Genomic DNA, 17,933 nt, shown 5'->3' on the forward strand with positions numbered 1-17,933 from the left:
GTGGAGCTGTTGTGTCGCGGCTCACGTTCTGCAATGATCAACTTGTCTAAACCTGTATAGACAAGTTGATCGCGGATCGAACCCCCTACAAGTCGGAAGCAGCGTGGCTTTCGGCGGAAGGTGCTGACATGAGCCTCGTTTCAGTCGACACGACACCGGACTCCGAGAATGTGAGGAGGGTGTGCAGTAGGTATTTCGAGGGCTTGTCGGCTGATCGATACGCGGCGCTCGCCGAAGACCGCAAGCTTGCGATGGTCGCCGCGCACATGGATCTTTCGCGCCGACGGGGACACAACTCGTCGATCTCGAGACTCGCGCCGGCCGGGGAGCTGGGGGACGGGCCGGCAATTCAATACGTCGGCGACGACATGCCGCAGCTCGTCGAAGCGGTTCTGGCGACACTTGCCCGCGCGCGCATGGAGCCGGAATTCGTGGTGCACCCAGTGCTTCGCACAGTCGTGCAACCGGCGCACAGCACTGAAGACACCCGGGTCGGGGGGCGTGCCGAATCATGGATCCACATAGGACTACCCGCACATTGTTCGGACGCGCAGGCGCAGGTGATCGCTGATGACGTCGCCGGAATCCTCGACCGTATCGCGCGTGCCTTCCGCGATACCTCGCCCCTGCGGGATCTCGTCGACGAGGCGCGCGGGCAACTGGCCTCGGGCGGTCACGCCGAAGAAGCTGACTTCCTCCAGTGGTGCAGTGCCGGAAACTTCAGTGTCGTCGGCGGTGCGCGAACAATCGACAGGCACGAGCCGTACACCCTCGGCGTGCTCCCCGATCCAACCGGCTCTTCGGATTCGAAGGCGGTGCCCCTCGCGATCGGAGTGGTGTACCTCGGGCAAGGGTTCGGTGGATCCGCATACGCCACAGAGATCGACGTGTCAGTCGGTGACCGTGAATACCGATTCATCGGGTCCTTCACCTCGACCGGACTTGTCGCAGACGTCAGGCGGACCCCCCTCGTGCGAGGGCGCGTCGCAGACATCTTCGACGCCTCCGGATCCACCGTGGATTCGTTTGTCGGACAATCGATGCTGGCGGTGATTCAGTCGATTCCGATCACAGTCCTCTTTGCCGCCGACCCGGCCCGAATTGCGGACGCACTGGACGAACTCACTTCTGTGGACGGCCGCACGTCGTTCCATCTGTTCCTGCAACCCGTTGGATGCTCTCCGACGACGGGGCAAGACCAGGAGCTGTCGGCTTTGCTGTTCGTTCCGCGCGAGAAATTCAGTACGACGATCAGAACAACGGCCGAGTCGGTACTCGCCGAGGCGCTCGGTGCCCGCACCATCGAGTTCTCCAGTCGAGTATCGGAATCTCCCTTGGCTGTCGTGCATTTCACGGCCACAGTCGGCGGCGGCGCGAACTTTGCATCGGCGCGACAAGCGCGGGAGATTCGGGATCTCGTCGTCGACGCGTGCCTGACGTGGGACGAGCGATTCGTTCTGGATGCTTCGCACTACGACGAGCAGCGCAGGCGTGCTCAGTTCGCCGAGCAAGTTCCGGTGGCATACAAGCAGGATTTCGACGCCGTCCGCGCCGCCGAGGACATGGCGGTATTCGACGGCCTCGAACTCGGAGAGGTGAGCCCACGGTTGGCCCGATCTGTCGACGGACCCGGTACTCACCGACTCGGGCTGTACGTATCGGGTGACCCGCTCTCGCTGGGCGAGGTGCTGCCCGTATTGCAGAGCCTGGGGGTCGACGTGGTCGACGAGCGTCCGTACGAGCTCGTCTCGGCAGGCTCGGAACAGTCCTGGATCTACGAGTTCACGCTCGACTATCCGAGTGCGCCGGTCGAAGGCTTCGACAACTTTGCCACGCGGTTCGCGGCGACGTTTGCCGCGGTTCGAAACGGCTCCGCCGAGCCGGACTCGTTCAACGAACTTGTCGCGATCGCCGGACTCGGTTGGAAACAAGTAGTGGTGCTGCGGGCATACGCGGAGTTCTTGCAGCAAGGAGGATTTCCGTACAGCACCAGTCGCGTCGCCGAGGTACTTGCCGATCATCCCGAGATCGCCGCCGGTCTGTGCGAATTGTTCGAGAGCCGTTTCGATCCCGACGTCGTCGACGGAGATCGAGGTGCGCGTGCAGCAGCGGAGGTGGAAACAGCCGTGGCACAAGTGCAAGGACTCGACGCCGATCGGATCCTGCGTGCATTGTCCGAACTGGTCCGTAACACGTTGCGTACCAACTACTTCGTCTATGGCACCGAATCGCTCGGCGCACTCTCGTTGAAGTTCGATTCGGAGAAGGTGTCCGTACTGCCCTTCCCTCGACCGAAGTTCGAGATATTCGTGTACTCACCCGATGTAGCAGGTGTGCACCTTCGCTTCGGTACGGTTGCCCGCGGCGGCTTGCGCTGGTCGGATCGGAAAGAGGACTTCCGCACAGAGGTCCTGGGATTGGTGAAGGCGCAGGCAGTCAAGAACGCGGTCATCGTGCCTGTCGGTGCGAAGGGCGGATTTGTCGTCAAACGCCCGCCGGTTCCAGGACAGGGTGTAGACGCGGACCGAGAAGCCACGTTGGCGGCCGGGATCGAGTGCTACCGATCCTTCATTCGCGGACTACTCGATCTGACCGACAACGTCGACAAACAGAGCGGCGCCGTTGTCGCGGCGCGAAGGGTCGTTCGCCACGACGGGGACGACACTTATCTTGTTGTCGCCGCGGACAAGGGCACTGCAAAGTTTTCCGACATCGCGAACGACGTTGCCGCGCAGTACGGATTCTGGCTCGGCGACGCCTTCGCATCCGGCGGATCGGTCGGCTACGACCACAAAGCCATGGGTATCACGGCGAAGGGCGCCTGGGAGAGTGTCAAGCGGCACTTCCGGGAATTCGGCGTCGATACCCAGCACGACGACTTCACCGCGGTGGGGATCGGAGACATGAGTGGTGACGTCTTCGGCAACGGTATGTTGTGCAGCAAGCACATTCGTCTCATCGCGGCGTTCGATCATCGGCACGTGTTCGTCGACCCGAACCCGTCACCTGAGCGCTCGTACGACGAGCGATCACGTCTCTTCTCGCTCCCACGATCGTCGTGGGCCGACTACGACCCGACCTTGATCAGTGCGGGTGGCGGAGTGTGGGAACGCTCGGCGAAGCGCGTTCCGATCAGTGACGAGATGCGACAGGCACTGGGTCTCGACGCCGACGTCACCGAACTGACTCCACCGCAACTCGTTCGGGCGATTCTGCGGTCCCCGGCAGATCTCTTGTGGAACGGCGGCATCGGAACGTACGTCAAGGCCTCCGGTGAGTCCGACCTCGAAGTCGGTGACAAGAGTAACGACGCGGTTCGGGTGAACGGCAACGAAGTGCGTGCACGTGTGATCGGGGAAGGAGGCAACCTCGGCCTCACGCAGGCAGGACGAATCGAATACGCGCGCATCGGTGGGCGGATCAATACAGACGCCCTCGATAATTCCGCGGGAGTCGATTGCTCCGATCACGAGGTGAACATCAAGATCCTTCTCGACTCCCTGATCAGCTCAGGCGTCGTCGCGGACTCACATCGCGACGCACTGCTCGAATCGTTGACCGATCAGGTCGCCGAACTCGTTCTTGCAGACAACCGTTCACAGAACGAACTGATGGGCACCACGCGTGCGGATGCGGGGGCAATGATCGGCGTGCACGGCAGAGTGATTTCGAACCTCGAATCTCGCGGAATCGTCGACCGCGTCATCGAAGGGTTTCCGACCAAGAAGCAGTTCGCCGCGGCCGAGAAGACGGGAACGGGGCTGACGTCGCCGGAACTCGCCACACTGATGGCCCACGTCAAACTCGATCTGAAATCCACGCTGTTGGCTGGAAGCTCGATCGACAACCAGATCTACCGCGAGGCGCTGGTGAACTACTTTCCGGAGGGCGTTCGAGATGCAGGGGGCGACGCCCTCGACCGGCACCCACTGCGGCGCGAGATCGTCGCGACCGTGCTGACGAACAACGTCATCGATCGGGGCGGCATCACCTATGCGTATCGGCTCGGTGAAGAGGTCGGCGCTGATCCGGAAGACGCGGTACGTGCCTTCACCGTGGTTTCCGAGGTGTTCGGACTGTGGAAGTTGTGGCACGACATCAGCAAAGCCTCGATCTCGACCGCCGTATCCGACGAGTTGATCCTGCTCACCAGGCGACTGCTCGACCGGGCGTCACGGTGGATGCTGACGCGTCGGCCGCAACCGCTGGCCGTCGGGGCCGAGATCAGCAGATTCGGTGATCGCATCGCGGAGGCGTCGACCGAGCTCGATGACTGGCTGGTAGGCGCAGATCAGCGGAACCTGGCTGCGCGAACGGTCCTCATTACGGACAAGGGCGCGCCGGAGAACCTGGTCAGGCGAGTGGAGATATTGCTCGATCAGTTCGGACTGCTCGATGTGGTGGAGATCGCTGACCTCGCCGATCGCGCAATCTCGGAGACCGGTGAACTCTACTTCCGGCTCGGTGAGCATGTTGGGCTCGTCCCGATGCTCAATCGAGTGTCGGCATTGAGCAAGGACGGAAAATGGAACGCATTGGCGAGGTTGTCGCTGCGGGACGAGTTGTACTCGACGGTGCGGGCCTTGACCCTCGACGTCTTGGCCGACGCGGAAGCGGGTGACTCGACAGCGGAAAAACTCTCCAGGTGGGAAGAAAGGAATGCGTCGAGAATCGAGAGGTCGACTCTCGCGCTCGCCGAGATCGAGGCATCGGGGCAACACGATCTTGCTGCGCTTTCGGTTGCGACGAGCCAATTGCGGCGCATGGTGGGCTAGGCCCGGCGCGGACGCCCGCGGATTGATCGGAAAGGTGCGCGAGCCGGATAGACTTCGAAGGCCGAACGGGAGAACCGACTCGGTGGTTTTCGACGAACGGGTGGTGGCGATGGCGATTGCTGAAGTGGACGCAGAACTCGCCGTGCTGTTCAACGAGGCAGGCGGCGAGTCCGCCCCTGCCTACGAACGGGTGAAGAACCTCGTGGTCTCGCAGATCAATTCGGGTCGGTGGACCGAAGGCGATCAGCTGCCTTCGGAAAATCAACTGGTCAGTGCACTTGGGTTGTCACGTATGACGATCAACCGAGCGCTTCGTGAACTCACCAGCGACGGTCTGATCGTGCGGATGATGGGGGTCGGTACTTTTGTCGCCGCCACGAAGACCGCGTCCCCGCTGTTCGAAGTAAAGAACATCGCCGACGAGATTCAGCGCCGCGGCCACCGTCATCGAACCGAGGTCGTCTTCGTTCGTGAGGAAGAAACCGACCACGGGCAGACGTTCCTTCGTGAATCGGTGGGCAAACGGGTGTTCCATTCGCTGATGGTGCACTTCGAGGACGAAACCCCGATTCAGGTGGAAGACCGGTTCGTGAATCCGAACGAGGCGCCCGACTATCTGCGCCAGGACTTCACCGCGATCACCCCCAACAACTACTTGAGTGACGTTGCGCCTCTGGTTCGCGGCGAGCATGTCGTGGAAGCAGTGTTAGGTAGCCCGGACGAATGCGAGCTGCTCCGCATCGATCGAGGGGAACCGTGTCTGCTGATTCGCCGCCGCACCTGGTCGGCCAACGGGTTGGTCAGTGCGGCGCGCTTGATCCACCCCGGTTCACGCAATCGCTTGGAAGGAACCTTCGAGCGCTGATCGTTTCGAGTGGCGAGTCCTGAACGCAGGCTCGTCCGATCGCACCATTTTCGGGGTCGAGTTCGGTGCAATCGACCAGGACGTGACTGCGAGCACACTGAGATCATGGGTGGACGGTTATTGCTTCCGCAACCTCACTTCCCGACGAGTGAGACCTGAGCGGATCGCAGCAACGCTGTCTACGCCACTGGCTTCCATGATCGAAGGAGTTCGACCTGTGACCGACTTGCCCAAGGACCTACTTGTCGCCCCGAAGTGGCAGGAACGCCTCGACGAACTGGCAGCCAAGCATTCGGTACCTGGCGCGCAGGTCGGTGTGATCGCGCTGGGCGAAGACGGTGCAGCGGATATCCGTGTCATCACCACCGGAGTGACGAGCCTGAACACGCGTGTCGACGTCGACGCCGACACCCTGTTCCAGTACGGATCCGCGAGCAAGATCTGGACGACGACTCTGATCATGCAGCTCGTCGACGAGGGCAAGCTGACGCTGGACACCCTGGTGGTGGAGGTGCTTCCGGAGTTCACGATCGCGGATCCTTCCAACACGAAGGAAATCACGATCCGCCAGTTGCTCACGCACACAAGCGGTATCGACGGAGACCTGTTCAACGACACCGGCGACGGCGACGACTGCGTCGAGAAGTACGTCGACGAACTCGCGACCGCGATCAGCGTCACCGAGCCCGGCGGGCATCTGAGTTACAGCAATGCAGGTTTCGCCGTTGCCGGCCGTATCGTCGAGGTTCTTCGTGAGATGACGTGGGACGAGGCGTTGGTCGAATACCTCTGGAAGCCACTCGGATTGACGCACATCATCACCAAGGCCAAGGATGCCCCGCTGTTCCGCACCGCCGTCGGTCATGTGGCGAACCCGGATCGGACGTCGCCGGACAAGGTGGTTCCGACCAAGCAGTGGCTGCTTCCGCGCGGTATCGGTCCGGCCGGGATCATCACCGGATCCGTCAGCTCGCTTCTGACCTTCGGTGCTGCACACATGCGTGACGGCCTCGCGTTGACGGGTGAACGCATCCTGTCCGAAGAATCCGCGCGTCTGATGCGCACCCCACAGTTCGACCTGACCGCGGTTTCGAGCGTCGATCAGGCCTGGGGGCTCGGCTGGATCCTGTCCGACTGGGGCGGTGTGACGTCCGCGCAGCACGGTGGTGCGACGATCGGCCAGATCACTCGTTTTCACACCTTCCCCGAGCTCGGCCTGGCCATGGCAGTTGTCACCAACTCGCGTGGTGGCGGCGCCCTGGCTCACGACATCGAGAAGGAGATCGCTAAGGAACTCGATCTCGTTCTGCCGGAGCCGAAGTCCGAACCGGATGCAGCAGACATCGATCTGTCTCACATTCTCGGGACCTATGAATCGACAACCGTTCGAATCGAACTCACGCGTGGCGACGACGGCGGATTCCAGGTTCAGAACTTCGCCAAGGTCGAGATCGACGGCGAGCCGCCGGCCCCGCCCACCAAGGTCGTGCCTCTGTCTGCTTCCCGGTTCTCGATCAGTAACGAGAGCGCTTCTGGCGAGATGGCTCACCTCACGATCGATGGCGAGGAATATCTGTACATGACACGGCTTTTCAAGAAGATTTCCGGCTAGTCGCGGCGAGATGATTCTCTCCGCTGAATGAAATCTCGGGCAGGTCGAGGGCGATGAGGGCCCTCGACCTGCCCGCACTACTTTCTCGAGGAAAACTCATGTTGAAACCTCTCGCTCCCTTTCCGGACGTGAATCACCCAGCGGCACTGGATGCTTACGGCCTTGCGCCGGTCATCGACGGTCACAACGATCTGGCATGGACGGCTCGCGAAACTGCCGCATACTCGGTGGAAAATCTGGAGAAGGATTCCATATTCCAAACCGACATCGACAAACTCGGTCGCGGTGGCGTCGGTGCGCAGTTCTGGTCGGTTTACACCCCGTGTGACAGGACGGAGGCCGAGGCTGTTCAGTACACACTCGAGCAGATCGACTACGTGTACCGGATGATCGAGCGGTACCCGGATACTTTCGAATTCGCGCGCACCGGTGACGACGTGCGTCGCATCTGGAGCGAGGGCAAGGTCGCGTCATTGTTGGGTGCGGAGGGCGGTCACAGCATCGGCAGTTCGCTCGGCGTCCTGAGAATGATGGCGCGCCTTGGTCTTCGGTACATGACTCTGACGCACAACGACAACACCGGGTGGGCGGACTCCGCGACGGACACGCGCGTACACGGCGGGCTGACCGACTTCGGTCGCGAGATCGTGCGCGAAATGAACCGGCTCGGCGTGCTCGTCGACCTGTCGCACGTCTCGGTGGAAACGATGAGAGATGCCATCGAGACGTCGTCGGCGCCGGTGATCTTCAGCCATTCGTCCTGCACTCAGCTATGCGGTCACCCCCGCAATGTTCCCGACGAGGTCATGAGGCTGCTCGCGGACAACGGCGGGGTCATCATGATCGCCTTTGTGCCCATGTTCCTTTCTTCCGAGTACAACGAGTGGTTCAAAGGCGGGCGGGTCGGCCCACGGCCGGCGATGACGGTGGACCATCTGGCCGATCACGTCGAGCATGCCCGAGACGTCGCGGGCATCGACCACATCGGTTTGGGAAGTGACTACGATGGGTTCGACGACTTTCCGGACGGTATGCAGGACGTATCCGGTTTCGCGGTGTTGATAGACCGTCTGGCGGAACGCGGTTGGTCCGCGGAGGACTTGGCAAAGCTGATGGGCAACAACGTGTTGCGTGTGCTCGACGAGACCAGTGCGGCCTCGATATCGAGCCTTTCCTAGCCGTATCGACGCCGTATCGACGCCCGAGAAGATGAGGATGAGAATGAAGAAGATTCGTACCGTTGCCCTGAAGGTGGTTGCTTCGGTGTCCGTAGTTCTGGTTGTGCTGGTATCGATAGCGCTCGTATTCAACGTCGGCTCCAGCAAGGCGAACGTTCCGACCGCGGAAACGGGCAACCAGTTCGTGTCCGTCGACGGCAAGAACATGAGCTACTCGATTCGCGGCAGCGGTGATCGGACCATCGTGCTGCTGCCCGGGTTCGGAACGTCCGCACCGATCCTCGACTTCAAGTCACTCATCGACGAGCTTGCACCTGACTACCGCGTTGTCACGATCGAGCCCTTCGGCTACGGATACAGCGACGCAACCGACAAGGACCGCACGGCTGAGAACATCGTCGAAGAGATACACGAGGCTGTGCAGGCCTTGGGGATTGACGAATACATCCTCATGGGTCACTCCATCACAGGTGTTTATGCCTTGGACTACACCGCGAAGTACGGCGACGAGGTCACCGCTTTCGTGGGCATCGACAGCAGCGTCCCGGGGCAGCCGAACATGGACACCAAGTTCCCGATCGAAGTCTTCCGCGTTGCAAAGAAATTGGGCTTCTCCGACGTTCTGGCGAAACTCGGTGGCAGTGAGGAAACCGATGCCTACCTCGATGAAGCCGAGAAGGCAGAGATGAGCCGACTGGTCGCGAAGAACAACTTCAGCGACACGTATCTCAACGAAATGGATCACCTTTCCAGCAACTTCGCCGCGGCGATCGGCAAGACGTTCCCTGCCGATCTCCCGATTCTGTTGTTCGCTGTACAGAATTCCAAGGTCCAGGGCTGGACAGAGCTGCACGAAGGACAGGCAGCATCGGTCGATCATGGTGAATTGGTCTTGCTGGACGGAGACCACTACCTACACCACACCAAGTCGAAGGAGATCGCCGAGAACCTCGAAAGGTTCCTGGGCGAGCTGAACTGAAACTCGTAGGACGTTAATGTTGAATGCGGGGCCATCGAGTCGAGATGGTCCCGCTTCTTCTTTCTCTACTGATCGTTCGGAGGCATTGTGGCGCAGACCTTGTCACGTGAGGAACTGGCGAGTGCGCTGGACTCGGCGTATTCGAAACTCGACGCGTTACTCGACGGCGTCGCCGAGGCCGATGCGTTCGACGCCGTTGCCGTCGATGCGTGGACGGTGCACGACGTACTCGCTGTGCGTGTCTGGTGGGCAGAGGCCGTCGTAGAGTGGATAGGTGCCGGACTGCAAGACGAGACACCGCAGACGCCGGCTGCGGGTTACAAGTGGACGCAAACACCCGCGCTGAACCAGTCGGTGGTCGAGGCGAGTGCAGGTACCTCGGTTCGAGAGCTTCGGGATCGTTTGCGCGCGGCTGTCGCAGCGCTGCGTCGATACGTGGGAACTCTCGAAGACGATCAACTGCTGTCGGTCGGGGTTTTCTCGTGGACCCGGACGTGGCCGGTCTCGAGGTGGATCGCCGTCAACACGATCACCCAATACACGTCGTTGTCGAAAATGATTCGGCGAGTGCTGAAGTCGAACAATCAGCCCTGAAGTCGATGCATCCGCCATACGTCCGGTCCGTCGGGGAGCGAGGTCTGGCCGACGATCGTGAAACCGAACCGTTGGTACAGCGGGAGATTTCGTTCGGTCGACGTGTCGAGCCAGCAAGCCTGTTCGGTTCGATCCAGTTCCGCCAAAGCATGTTTCAGTAGTGCAGAGCCCAATCCACTGCCCTGCGAACGCGGTGTCGTACCGATCGTTGCCAACGACCACGCGTGCTCGAGGGCGGGAAGCGCAGACAGTTGTTCGTCAGCCTGGAGAACGCGCTCGAACCGATCTCCGTGCAGTTCCACGATCTTCTCGACAGTCGCTTCATCAGGCTCCGGGGCGTCGGGCGGCAGGACTGCGATGACGCCGTTGCCTGAATCATCGATGTATGAACGTCCGAACGGTAGTGCCAGGTGTTCGAGGTAGATCCGTTGCAGAGCGGCGACCCGTTCCGCGTGAGAGTCTTCGGCGACGCACCAGTTCGTCCAGGGATAGTCGGCAAAAGCCTCGCCGAGAACCTCGGCGGCACGGTCGAGGTCGTCGATGGACAGCGGTCGAACAGAATTCTGCATAGTGCCACTTCAGCACAGTGGAGTCTTCTGTCGCCACTCGATTTCGGCGGTGTAGCAGGTGCGCGGGCCGTGGTCACGTACTTGTGAGTTCATTCAAGAAAGTTGGACGCGGCTGTCGATCCTGCGTTCACTGGTAGTGATCGGGTAATCGCCGAGCTGTCAATTTCGGGCACATGAGATCCGGGTACGGCGATTCCCCGCGAAGGGAATGAATATGAACAGGCTCGAAGGCAAAAATGTAGTGATCACCGGCGCCGCCAGCGGAATCGGGCGTGCAGCAGCACAACTCATGGCGGCAGAAGGCGCCAAGGTGCTGGTCGCCGACCTCGATCCAGCTCGAGCGGAGGAAGCAGCGGCGGCGATACGCGAGACCGGCGGCACTGCGCTGGGTTTCGGCGTCGATGTCATGAACGAGGAGTCTCTGGCAGCGATGATCGAAAGGGCGGTCGCCGAATTCGGTGGCATCAACGTCTTGTGCAATCACGTGGGCGGTAGTAATCCGCGCAAGGATCTCGACCTGCTACGGATGGACCTGGACGAGTGGGATCGCGTGATGTCGCTCAACGTCCGCAGCACTGTCGTCGCTTCACGACTTGCCATTCCGCACATGAACAGTGCCGGTGGAGGATCGATCGTCAACACGGCCTCGGTAGGTGGATTGATCGGGGATTCCCTGCAGTCTGCCTACGGATCCGCCAAAGCGGCAGTTATTCGTCTGACGCAGTACATCGCAGTCCAGTACGGAGCAAACGGTGTTCGGTGCAACGCCGTAGCGCCGGGCGCGATCATGACACCCGCACTCGTGGACAACATCCCCGCTGATGTCATCGACGGCATGAAGCAGGCAAACGCGCTGCCCTACCTCGGTGAGCCCGAAGACATCGCACACGCCATGCTCTACCTGGCCTCGGACGAATCTCGCTACATGACGGGGCAGACCTTGGTGGTCGACGGTGGACTCACCAGCAAGAGTCCACTCGCGACCGGCCGTTCGTCGATGTTGAGCTGAGTCAGCTCCGCCAACCGCTGGGGCCGGCGCCCAGAACCTCGATGGATCCCTGACTGGCGTGTGAATGCTTGGTGCGGTGCGTCATTCGCCACCTTCCGTCGATTCGGGTCCAAGAATCGTGGTAGTCGCCGAGGGTGAAGAAGTTCAGGTGAGCTTTGCTCCCGGTGCCCACATGCATGTCGCTGACATAGGAGCGGCTGGTGGCAATATCACCGACCACCTCGACCAGCACGTTGCCGATCAGATGTTGGGTGGGACCGCACTCGTCGAGGAACGAGCGGATGGAAGCCACTACCTCGGCAGGTCCACGAAGAGTTCCGGTTCCCAGTTCTGCCGTAGCGTCCGGAGTCATGATCCGGTGGAGTTCATCCCAGTCCCGCGCGTCCATGGCTCGGGCGAACTCGAAAATGGAGCGGGTGATCTCGCGTTCGTCGAGAAGAGTGGTGATGTCGACGCTCATGCTGTGCGCCTTTCTTAACGTCGGGGGGTTAATAAAGGCGCACAGCAGAAGTCAGCGGTTCAGCAGCTTGCGCATCGCTTCGGCAGCGCCCTTGACCATCTTGTCTCGGGGGAAGCCGCTGCGCTTCTTGGCGCCTTCGTAGTTTCCTGCAGCAACCCAGATCGGGCCGTCGGCAAGGTGTTCGAGACCTTCGCGTGCAACATCCTCGGGCTCTGCGACGTTCATGCCCGGGATGTCGAAGTTCAATCCCGCGCGAATCATGGCCGGCGTGCGAGTGACACCGAGAATGAACTCGACGACGTGAACGCCGTACGGCTGAAGTTCGAGCCACAGGCTTTCGGCGAAGATGCGACCGAAAGCTTTCGAGGCCGCGTAGATGCTCTGGTGCTCGGAGCCCATGAATCCGGCCAGCGAACCGAGCAGCATGATGCCGCCTCGTCCGCGATCCTTCATCAAACCGCCGAAGTGGTGAGAGAGTTCGAGTTGCTTGTTGATGTTCAGCTCGATGACTCCGGCGAATCCCGTCAGATCACCGGTCACGAACTCGTGGCCGTAGCTGTTGGCGCCGGCGTTGAAGATGAGCAGGCCGACCTCGACGTCGTCGGTGACAGCCTTGATCTGGTCGAGCGCGTCGGGAACCAATAGATCCAGTGCGAGAGTGCGTACTTCGACGCCGTTGGCGCGTGCCTTGGCCGCAGTCTCCTCGAGCGGCCCCGGCTTGCGGGCGATGAGAACGAGGTTGATGCCGATCTTGCTGAGCTCGTCGGCGAACCCTGCGCCGACACCTTCGGAACCGCCGGCGATGGCTGCCCACGGGCCGTAGTACTGGGGATCGATCATTACTACCTTCTTCGAAAGATGTTGGCTCGGCTAGTGAAACGGAGCGGGTACTGGTTCGCTGTCGTCGACGATCGGCTGAGGCACCGGCTCGTCGTTGAGAATCTCGAGCTTGCCGGCCGTTGCAGCGTTCACGATGGACGCGATCAAGGCGCCGCACTCCTTGCGGGGAGCACCGGGTCGTCCTTCTCGCTGCCCGAATTCACGGTCGTCGGCGATTTCGAGGCACTGGGCGCGGGCCTGGTCACTCCACTGAACGGTGGTGTGTTCCCAACTGTTCTTCTGGACCAGGACCTGCGCCTTGCACTCAGCGCACTGAAGAGGCTGCATCTTCGTCTGCCTTCTTCGCAGCGAGGTTGTCTTCGACTTCCTTCTGCCAGGCGGCGACGGGTCGCGCGGTGTCGAGTTCGAATTCGAAGCGTTCGGTCATCTCGGGAGCAATGTCCGCGACGTCGACGTAGAACTGTTCGTACCAGCGGCGGAGCTGGTAGACCGGGCCATCCTCTTCGCACAGGAGCGGGTTCTCGATGCGAGTCTTGTTCTTCCAGATCTCGACGTCCTGCTCGAAGCCCTTGGCGATGAACGTGCCGAAGTTCGCGGCCATCGCGTCGGCGGCTTCACCCTGGAAGCGATCGGACTTCTTGACGATGATGCCGTACTGGAGCACGAACTTGTCAGCGCTGACCGGGTAGTGGCAGTTGATGAGCACAGAGTCGACGTTGTAGTCCTCGTACTCGTAGGTCAGGTCGTCGACCATGAAGGAGGGGCCGAAGTACGTGGCAACCGAGTTGCTGCCGACCATCTTCGGGGTGCCTGCTGCGTGGGGACGCATATCGGAGCGAGCGACGCCGCGCATGTACTGCGTTGCGGCGTGGCCTTCGAAGACGTTCTTGAAGTACGTCGGGAAGGAGTAGTGCACGTAGAAGAAGTGCGCCATGTCGACGATGTTGTCGACGATTTCACGACAGTTGGTGTCGACGGTCGTGGTGTACCAGACCCAGTCGCTCCACTCGTCGCTGAGCGCGCCTTCGATACGGGGGATGGCTACGTCGTCGGTCGGCGGGTTGCCCTCGGGGTCGTGCCAGACGAAGAGCATGCCGTCCTGGTCGAGGGTCTGCCATGCGCGCGTCTTGGCCAGCGGGGGAACGCGGCGTGCATAGGGAATCTTCTGGCACTTGCCGTTGCCGCCCCAGCGCCAATCGTGGAACGGACAGGCAATGGCGTCGCCCTTGATGGTGCCCTGGCTCAGGTCGCCACCCATGTGACGGCAGTACGCGTCGAGGATCTTGACGTTGCCTTCACTGTCGGCGAAGACGACGAGCTTGGTGCCGAACGCCTCGATGGAGTGCGGCTGGCCGTCCTTGAAGGACTCCGTGAGCCCAATGCAGTGCCATCCACGTGCAAAGCGAGTAGGCGCGGTTCCAGCTTGGATCTCGCGAACTTCGTCGTTGTCGGACTGATTGATCGTCACGATGAGTCCCGTCCTTTCCAGGGTCAGTGTCGACGCCCGACGCTAGGGGAGCGTGAATTACCGCTGGGGCCTCGTCTCACTGGCCGGGACCAGCGGCGAGCGAGTGGATCCGGCGGCTGATCCCGGCCTCCGGGACTTCCGATCATCGGAACGCGTGACCGACATATCGTGACGGGGCAGCCGTTATGTCTATCTGCCGATCCGCTCCCTCACGGTTCGGTGCGAGGAGTGTCTTCCATGGTCAACAAGGTTCTGAGCTCAGTCCGTGATCTGCTTCCGAAGATCGCGGCCCGCGCTCAGAAGGTCGACGATTCGCGCAAGATCTCCGAACGGACCATCCGGGAGCTTTCCGAAGCCGGCGTCTTCTCCATGCTGGCGCCGAAGAGATATGGGGGCGCCGAGAGCGACCCGGTCCACTTCTACGAAGTGGTCAGGGCAATCTCCGCTGCCTGTGGTTCGACCGGTTGGGTCGCGTCGGTGGTGGGAGTGCACCCGTGGCATCTGGCGCTTTTCGACGACCAGGCACAGGCCGACGTGTGGGGAGAGGATCAGACGACGCTCATCTCGTCCGCGTACGCGCCGGTCGGTCGACTGACGGCGGTGGACGGTGGTTACGAACTGTCGGGCCAGTGGGGCTTCTCTTCCGGCTGTGATCACGCGAGTTGGGCATTGCTGGGCGCGATGGTGGTCGGGATGGACGGCCGGCCGGTCGATTTCATGACGGTGTTGGTGCCGCGTACGGATTACGAGATCCGAGATGTCTGGGATGTCGTGGGGATGCGCGGCACCGCGAGCAACGAGATCGTGGTCGACAAGGCCTTTGTGCCCGAGCACCGATTGAAGCGCAACTACGAGACCGCACAACTTCGCGGCCCAGGCCAAGCAGTCAATCCTGGTCCGCTGTACAAGCTTCCGTTCGGGAGTATCTTCACCTCGACGGTCGCGGCTCCGTGTGTGGGCATCGTCGCAGGTTGTTACGAGGGATACCTGGACGTGATGCGTGAGCGGGTCCGTCTGAGCTTGGGTGGTGGACGGTTCAGTGAGGACCAGTTCGCTCAGGTTGCCGTCGCGCGTGCGTCGTCGGAGATCGATGCCGCGATTCTGCAGATGGATCGCAATATCCGGGAGATGTACGAACTTGCTGTCGCCGGCAAGGAGCCTCCGCTCTCGATGAGGCTGCGCGCGCGTCGTGATCAGGTTCGCGCGACGGAACGTTCGGTGGAGGCGATCGACATGCTGTTCAAGACAGCAGGCGGGAACTCCCTCTCTCGTGGAAACCCGATCGAGCGTGCGTGGCGAGACGTTCATGCGGGCAGCGTTCACGTTGCCAACGAACCCGAGCGCGCGTTGGCGCTGTACGGCCGGGCGGCGTTCGGACTGCCGGTGGAGGACAACCTGATCTGACCGGTTGGCGCGCCGCCGAGTGGGGTATTTGCCTCTGGATGAGGGAAGTTCCGGCGCTGACCATCGGCTCGATCGTGGACATGGCGGGTGTCGCGCGGGCGAAAGTGATGCCGGCAGGCCGAAGCGGTGTCTTCGAGGAAGTCGGTGCGGGGGTCTCGCCGAGTTGGAATGTTTTCTGCAGCGACGATCGGATTGCCTTCACCGATTCCTTTTCCGTCGTGGGTGATCTCCGGTTGCGTATCGACCGCTCCGACCTCCGCGATCTCGGCGGGGGCGTGTCGTGGGCGCCGGCCACTTTGTACGAGCAAGACGGTTCGACGGCTGCCGTGTGCACTCGGTCCGCACTCACTGCCGTCGTGGCGCGGCTTGCTGCCGACGGACTGGAAGCTCGGGTGGGTCACGAGATCGAATTCACTCTTTTCGGTGATGCGTGCGACGGAGCGTGGTCGGCGTACGGGTTAGGTGCAGTCCTTCGCCGCGATGACTTCCTCAAGGACCTTCTGCGCAATGCCGAACGCGCACAACTTCATATCGAGCAAGTTCATGCGGAGTACGGACCGGATCAATTCGAGATCTCCATCGCTCCGGCAACTCCCGTTCAGGCCGCCGATCTTGTGGTGCTGGCCCGGATCTTGATCAGCCGCACTGCCAGAGCCCATGGATTGGCGGCATCGTTTTCACCGATACCTACGATCGGAGGTGCCGGGAACGGTGCACACCAGCACTTTTCGTTGATCTCAGGTGGGCGGCCCGTCTTCTCCGGTGGTGGTCAGGACTACGGGATGACCGACGAAGGATCATCAGCTTTGGGTGGAATCCTTTCTCACCTCACGGAATTCACGGCCGTCTTTGCTTCCTCGCCGCTCTCCGGCCTCAGGCTGCGTCCGGACAATTGGTCGGGGGCCTACGTCTGTTGGGGGCTCGAGAACCGGGAAGCGGCACTGAGGTTCTGCACGGAGTCACCGTCGAATCCACACGGCGCCAACGCCGAAGTCAAGATCATCGATCCATCGGCCAATCCGTATCTGGCCACCGCTGCGGTACTCGGTCTTTCGCAGATCGGTATCGACAATGCCGCGCCATTGCCGCCTGAAATCGTGGTGAACCCGTCGACTCTCACAGAGGCGGAACGTGATGAGCGCGGGGTGACCCGAGTCCCCACCGATCTCGGCGAGATCGTGCAGAAGTTCAACTCCTCCTCGGTGGCGAGGGAAATCTTCGGGCAGTCGATCATCGAAGCGATGGTGTCCGTGAAGGGAGCTGAGCAGGAGACGTTCTCCCAGATGGACGAGGCGACAACCGTCGAGAGGCTTCGATACACCTGGAGTTGAAGGGGTTGACGCTTAGGATCGTGAGTTCTATGTTTAAGTTATTCCTTAATTAAGGAGTTGCTTACATGGACGAGCGAAGTGGTCGACTCGATGCAGTGTTCAGCGCACTGGCCGATCCGACGAGGCGTGAAATGCTCTCTCGCCTGACGGATGGTTCGATGACCGTCGGTGAGCTGGCCGAGCCGTTCGAGATGAGTCGGCCCGCCATCTCGCAGCATTTGAAGGTGCTCGAGCGAGCCGGTCTCATCGAACGAACCGCCACCGCGCAATGGCGCACGTGCACCCTTCGCGCAGAGGGTCTCGACGACGCCAGCGCCTGGGTCGACGAACACCGGCGCGGTTGGAACGAACGCTTCGACCTCCTCGACGAGCGTCTACGTGAGCTGAAGCAACGTCGACCGAAGAAGGAGAAGGACAATGAGTGACCAGAATGCCGATGCCACCGCAGAATTCACCATCACCCGGATCTTCGATGCGCCGCGTGACCTTGTCTGGCAAGCGTGGACCGATCCCGACGAGGCGGCGCGGTGGTGGCACCCTGAGGGTGTCAGCAGCCCTCGGGAGCACGTCACGATCGACCCCAGAGTTGGCGGAACGTACCGCTACCTGATGATCAACGACGAGAATGGTGCCGAGTTTCCCACCGGTGGAACCTATCTCGAGGTCGACGAGCCGAAGAAGCTAGTCTTCACCTGGGGGAATCCAGGAGATTCGGTGGACACCGCGCCTCGAATCACGGTCACGCTCGCAGATCGGGGAGACAAGACCGAGATGACATTCCATCTGGTCGGGATCCCGGGTTTCAAGGGCGACGGCAACGTCTACGACGGGTGGGAATCCGCGTTCGAC

At 61.3% G+C, this 17,933-nt stretch carries 16 protein-coding genes; 11 read left to right on the plus strand and 5 right to left on the minus strand.

Annotation, left to right across the window (positions count from 1 at the left end; genetic code table 11):
• Positions 1–128 precede the first annotated feature (128 nt).
• From ABX74_RS12525 to ABX74_RS12550, 6 genes are all read left to right on the plus strand, one after another.
• On the plus strand, positions 129–4,775 hold the full coding sequence (locus ABX74_RS12525) for an NAD-glutamate dehydrogenase (protein ID WP_223257900.1): 4,647 nt from the start codon (positions 129–131) through the stop codon (positions 4,773–4,775).
• A 109-nt stretch (positions 4,776–4,884) separates the two neighbouring features.
• The gene (gene hutC / locus ABX74_RS12530; protein WP_024487384.1) at positions 4,885–5,640 is read left to right on the plus strand and encodes a histidine utilization repressor; all 756 of its coding nucleotides are present in this window, start codon (positions 4,885–4,887) and stop codon (positions 5,638–5,640) included.
• A 217-nt stretch (positions 5,641–5,857) separates the two neighbouring features.
• Entirely contained in the window at positions 5,858–7,252 is a 1,395-nt protein-coding gene (locus ABX74_RS12535; protein WP_021331962.1) for a serine hydrolase domain-containing protein, read from the plus strand.
• A gap of 98 nt (positions 7,253–7,350) precedes the next feature.
• A complete protein-coding gene (locus ABX74_RS12540) occupies positions 7,351–8,430 on the plus strand; it encodes a dipeptidase (RefSeq protein ID WP_019745341.1) in 1,080 nt (359 codons plus the stop codon).
• Between the two features lie 43 nt (positions 8,431–8,473).
• On the plus strand, positions 8,474–9,409 hold the full coding sequence (locus ABX74_RS12545) for an alpha/beta fold hydrolase (RefSeq protein ID WP_020970826.1): 936 nt from the start codon (positions 8,474–8,476) through the stop codon (positions 9,407–9,409).
• Positions 9,410–9,496: 87 nt separating this feature from the next.
• Entirely contained in the window at positions 9,497–10,003 is a 507-nt protein-coding gene (locus tag ABX74_RS12550) for a ClbS/DfsB family four-helix bundle protein (RefSeq protein WP_047888946.1), read from the plus strand.
• Here ABX74_RS12550 and ABX74_RS12555 read toward each other — a convergent pair.
• Positions 9,994–10,572, minus strand: coding sequence for a GNAT family N-acetyltransferase (locus ABX74_RS12555; protein ID WP_047888947.1), 579 nt, complete (start codon positions 10,570–10,572; stop codon positions 9,994–9,996). The two genes, ABX74_RS12550 and ABX74_RS12555, sit on opposite strands and share 10 nt — an antisense overlap.
• Positions 10,573–10,786: 214 nt before the next feature.
• On the opposite strand from ABX74_RS12555, the gene ABX74_RS12560 reads away from it, so the two are divergent.
• A complete protein-coding gene (locus ABX74_RS12560; RefSeq protein ID WP_019745337.1) occupies positions 10,787–11,581 on the plus strand; it encodes an SDR family NAD(P)-dependent oxidoreductase in 795 nt (264 codons plus the stop codon).
• Between the two features lies 1 nt (position 11,582).
• On the opposite strand, the gene ABX74_RS12565 is transcribed toward ABX74_RS12560, so the two are convergent.
• From ABX74_RS12565 to ABX74_RS12580, 4 genes are read right to left on the minus strand one after another with little or no spacing between them, the layout of a single operon-like run.
• Positions 11,583–12,041, minus strand: a complete 459-nt coding sequence (locus ABX74_RS12565; RefSeq protein ID WP_047888948.1) for a nuclear transport factor 2 family protein — start codon at positions 12,039–12,041, stop codon at positions 11,583–11,585.
• Positions 12,042–12,092: 51 nt separating this feature from the next.
• Positions 12,093–12,881 carry an SDR family NAD(P)-dependent oxidoreductase gene (locus ABX74_RS12570; RefSeq protein ID WP_029256276.1) on the minus strand — a complete coding sequence of 263 codons (789 nt, stop codon included), beginning with the start codon at positions 12,879–12,881 and terminating at the stop codon, positions 12,093–12,095.
• 30 nt (positions 12,882–12,911) lie between these two features.
• Positions 12,912–13,208, minus strand: coding sequence for a hypothetical protein (locus ABX74_RS12575; protein WP_019745334.1), 297 nt, complete (start codon positions 13,206–13,208; stop codon positions 12,912–12,914).
• Positions 13,186–14,349, minus strand: a complete 1,164-nt coding sequence (locus ABX74_RS12580; RefSeq protein WP_019745333.1) for a Rieske 2Fe-2S domain-containing protein — start codon at positions 14,347–14,349, stop codon at positions 13,186–13,188. Before ABX74_RS12580 ends, ABX74_RS12575 begins: the two co-directional genes overlap by 23 nt.
• A 237-nt stretch (positions 14,350–14,586) precedes the next feature.
• On the opposite strand from ABX74_RS12580, the gene hsaA reads away from it, so the two are divergent.
• From hsaA to ABX74_RS12600, 4 genes are all read left to right on the plus strand, one after another.
• Complete coding sequence (gene hsaA, locus ABX74_RS12585) at positions 14,587–15,753, plus strand: 3-hydroxy-9,10-secoandrosta-1,3,5(10)-triene-9,17-dione monooxygenase oxygenase subunit (RefSeq protein WP_047888949.1); 1,167 nt, start codon at positions 14,587–14,589, stop codon at positions 15,751–15,753.
• Between the two features lie 38 nt (positions 15,754–15,791).
• Complete coding sequence (locus ABX74_RS12590; RefSeq protein ID WP_047888950.1) at positions 15,792–17,084, plus strand: glutamine synthetase family protein; 1,293 nt, start codon at positions 15,792–15,794, stop codon at positions 17,082–17,084.
• Between the two features lie 65 nt (positions 17,085–17,149).
• Positions 17,150–17,509, plus strand: coding sequence for an ArsR/SmtB family transcription factor (locus ABX74_RS12595; RefSeq protein WP_003940373.1), 360 nt, complete (start codon positions 17,150–17,152; stop codon positions 17,507–17,509).
• Positions 17,502–17,933, plus strand: a 432-nt coding sequence (locus ABX74_RS12600; RefSeq protein WP_047888951.1) for an SRPBCC domain-containing protein, incomplete at its 3' end; no start/stop codon positions are given. The genes ABX74_RS12595 and ABX74_RS12600, both read left to right, overlap by 8 nt.

The sequence above is a fragment of the Rhodococcus sp. ARP2 genome (genome assembly GCF_001029585.1).
GTDB classification, from domain to species: Bacteria; Actinomycetota; Actinomycetes; order Mycobacteriales; family Mycobacteriaceae; genus Rhodococcus_F; species Rhodococcus_F erythropolis.

What these genes read in the sequence shown, in the direction of transcription:
- ABX74_RS12595 (WP_003940373.1), top strand. Translation starts at nt 17,150, where the DNA reads ATGGACGAGCGAAGTGGTCGACTCGATGCAGTGTTCAGCGCACTGGCC.
- ABX74_RS12570 (WP_029256276.1), bottom strand. Translation starts at nt 12,881, where the DNA reads ATGATCGATCCCCAGTACTACGGCCCGTGGGCAGCCATCGCCGGCGGT.
- ABX74_RS12565 (WP_047888948.1), bottom strand. Translation starts at nt 12,041, where the DNA reads ATGAGCGTCGACATCACCACTCTTCTCGACGAACGCGAGATCACCCGC.
- ABX74_RS12545 (WP_020970826.1), top strand. Translation starts at nt 8,474, where the DNA reads ATGAAGAAGATTCGTACCGTTGCCCTGAAGGTGGTTGCTTCGGTGTCC.
- hutC (WP_024487384.1), top strand. Translation starts at nt 4,885, where the DNA reads ATGGCGATTGCTGAAGTGGACGCAGAACTCGCCGTGCTGTTCAACGAG.
- ABX74_RS12525 (WP_223257900.1), top strand. Translation starts at nt 129, where the DNA reads ATGAGCCTCGTTTCAGTCGACACGACACCGGACTCCGAGAATGTGAGG.
- ABX74_RS12540 (WP_019745341.1), top strand. Translation starts at nt 7,351, where the DNA reads ATGTTGAAACCTCTCGCTCCCTTTCCGGACGTGAATCACCCAGCGGCA.
- ABX74_RS12560 (WP_019745337.1), top strand. Translation starts at nt 10,787, where the DNA reads ATGAACAGGCTCGAAGGCAAAAATGTAGTGATCACCGGCGCCGCCAGC.
- ABX74_RS12555 (WP_047888947.1), bottom strand. Translation starts at nt 10,572, where the DNA reads ATGCAGAATTCTGTTCGACCGCTGTCCATCGACGACCTCGACCGTGCC.
- ABX74_RS12590 (WP_047888950.1), top strand. Translation starts at nt 15,792, where the DNA reads ATGAGGGAAGTTCCGGCGCTGACCATCGGCTCGATCGTGGACATGGCG.
- hsaA (WP_047888949.1), top strand. Translation starts at nt 14,587, where the DNA reads ATGGTCAACAAGGTTCTGAGCTCAGTCCGTGATCTGCTTCCGAAGATC.
- ABX74_RS12575 (WP_019745334.1), bottom strand. Translation starts at nt 13,208, where the DNA reads ATGCAGCCTCTTCAGTGCGCTGAGTGCAAGGCGCAGGTCCTGGTCCAG.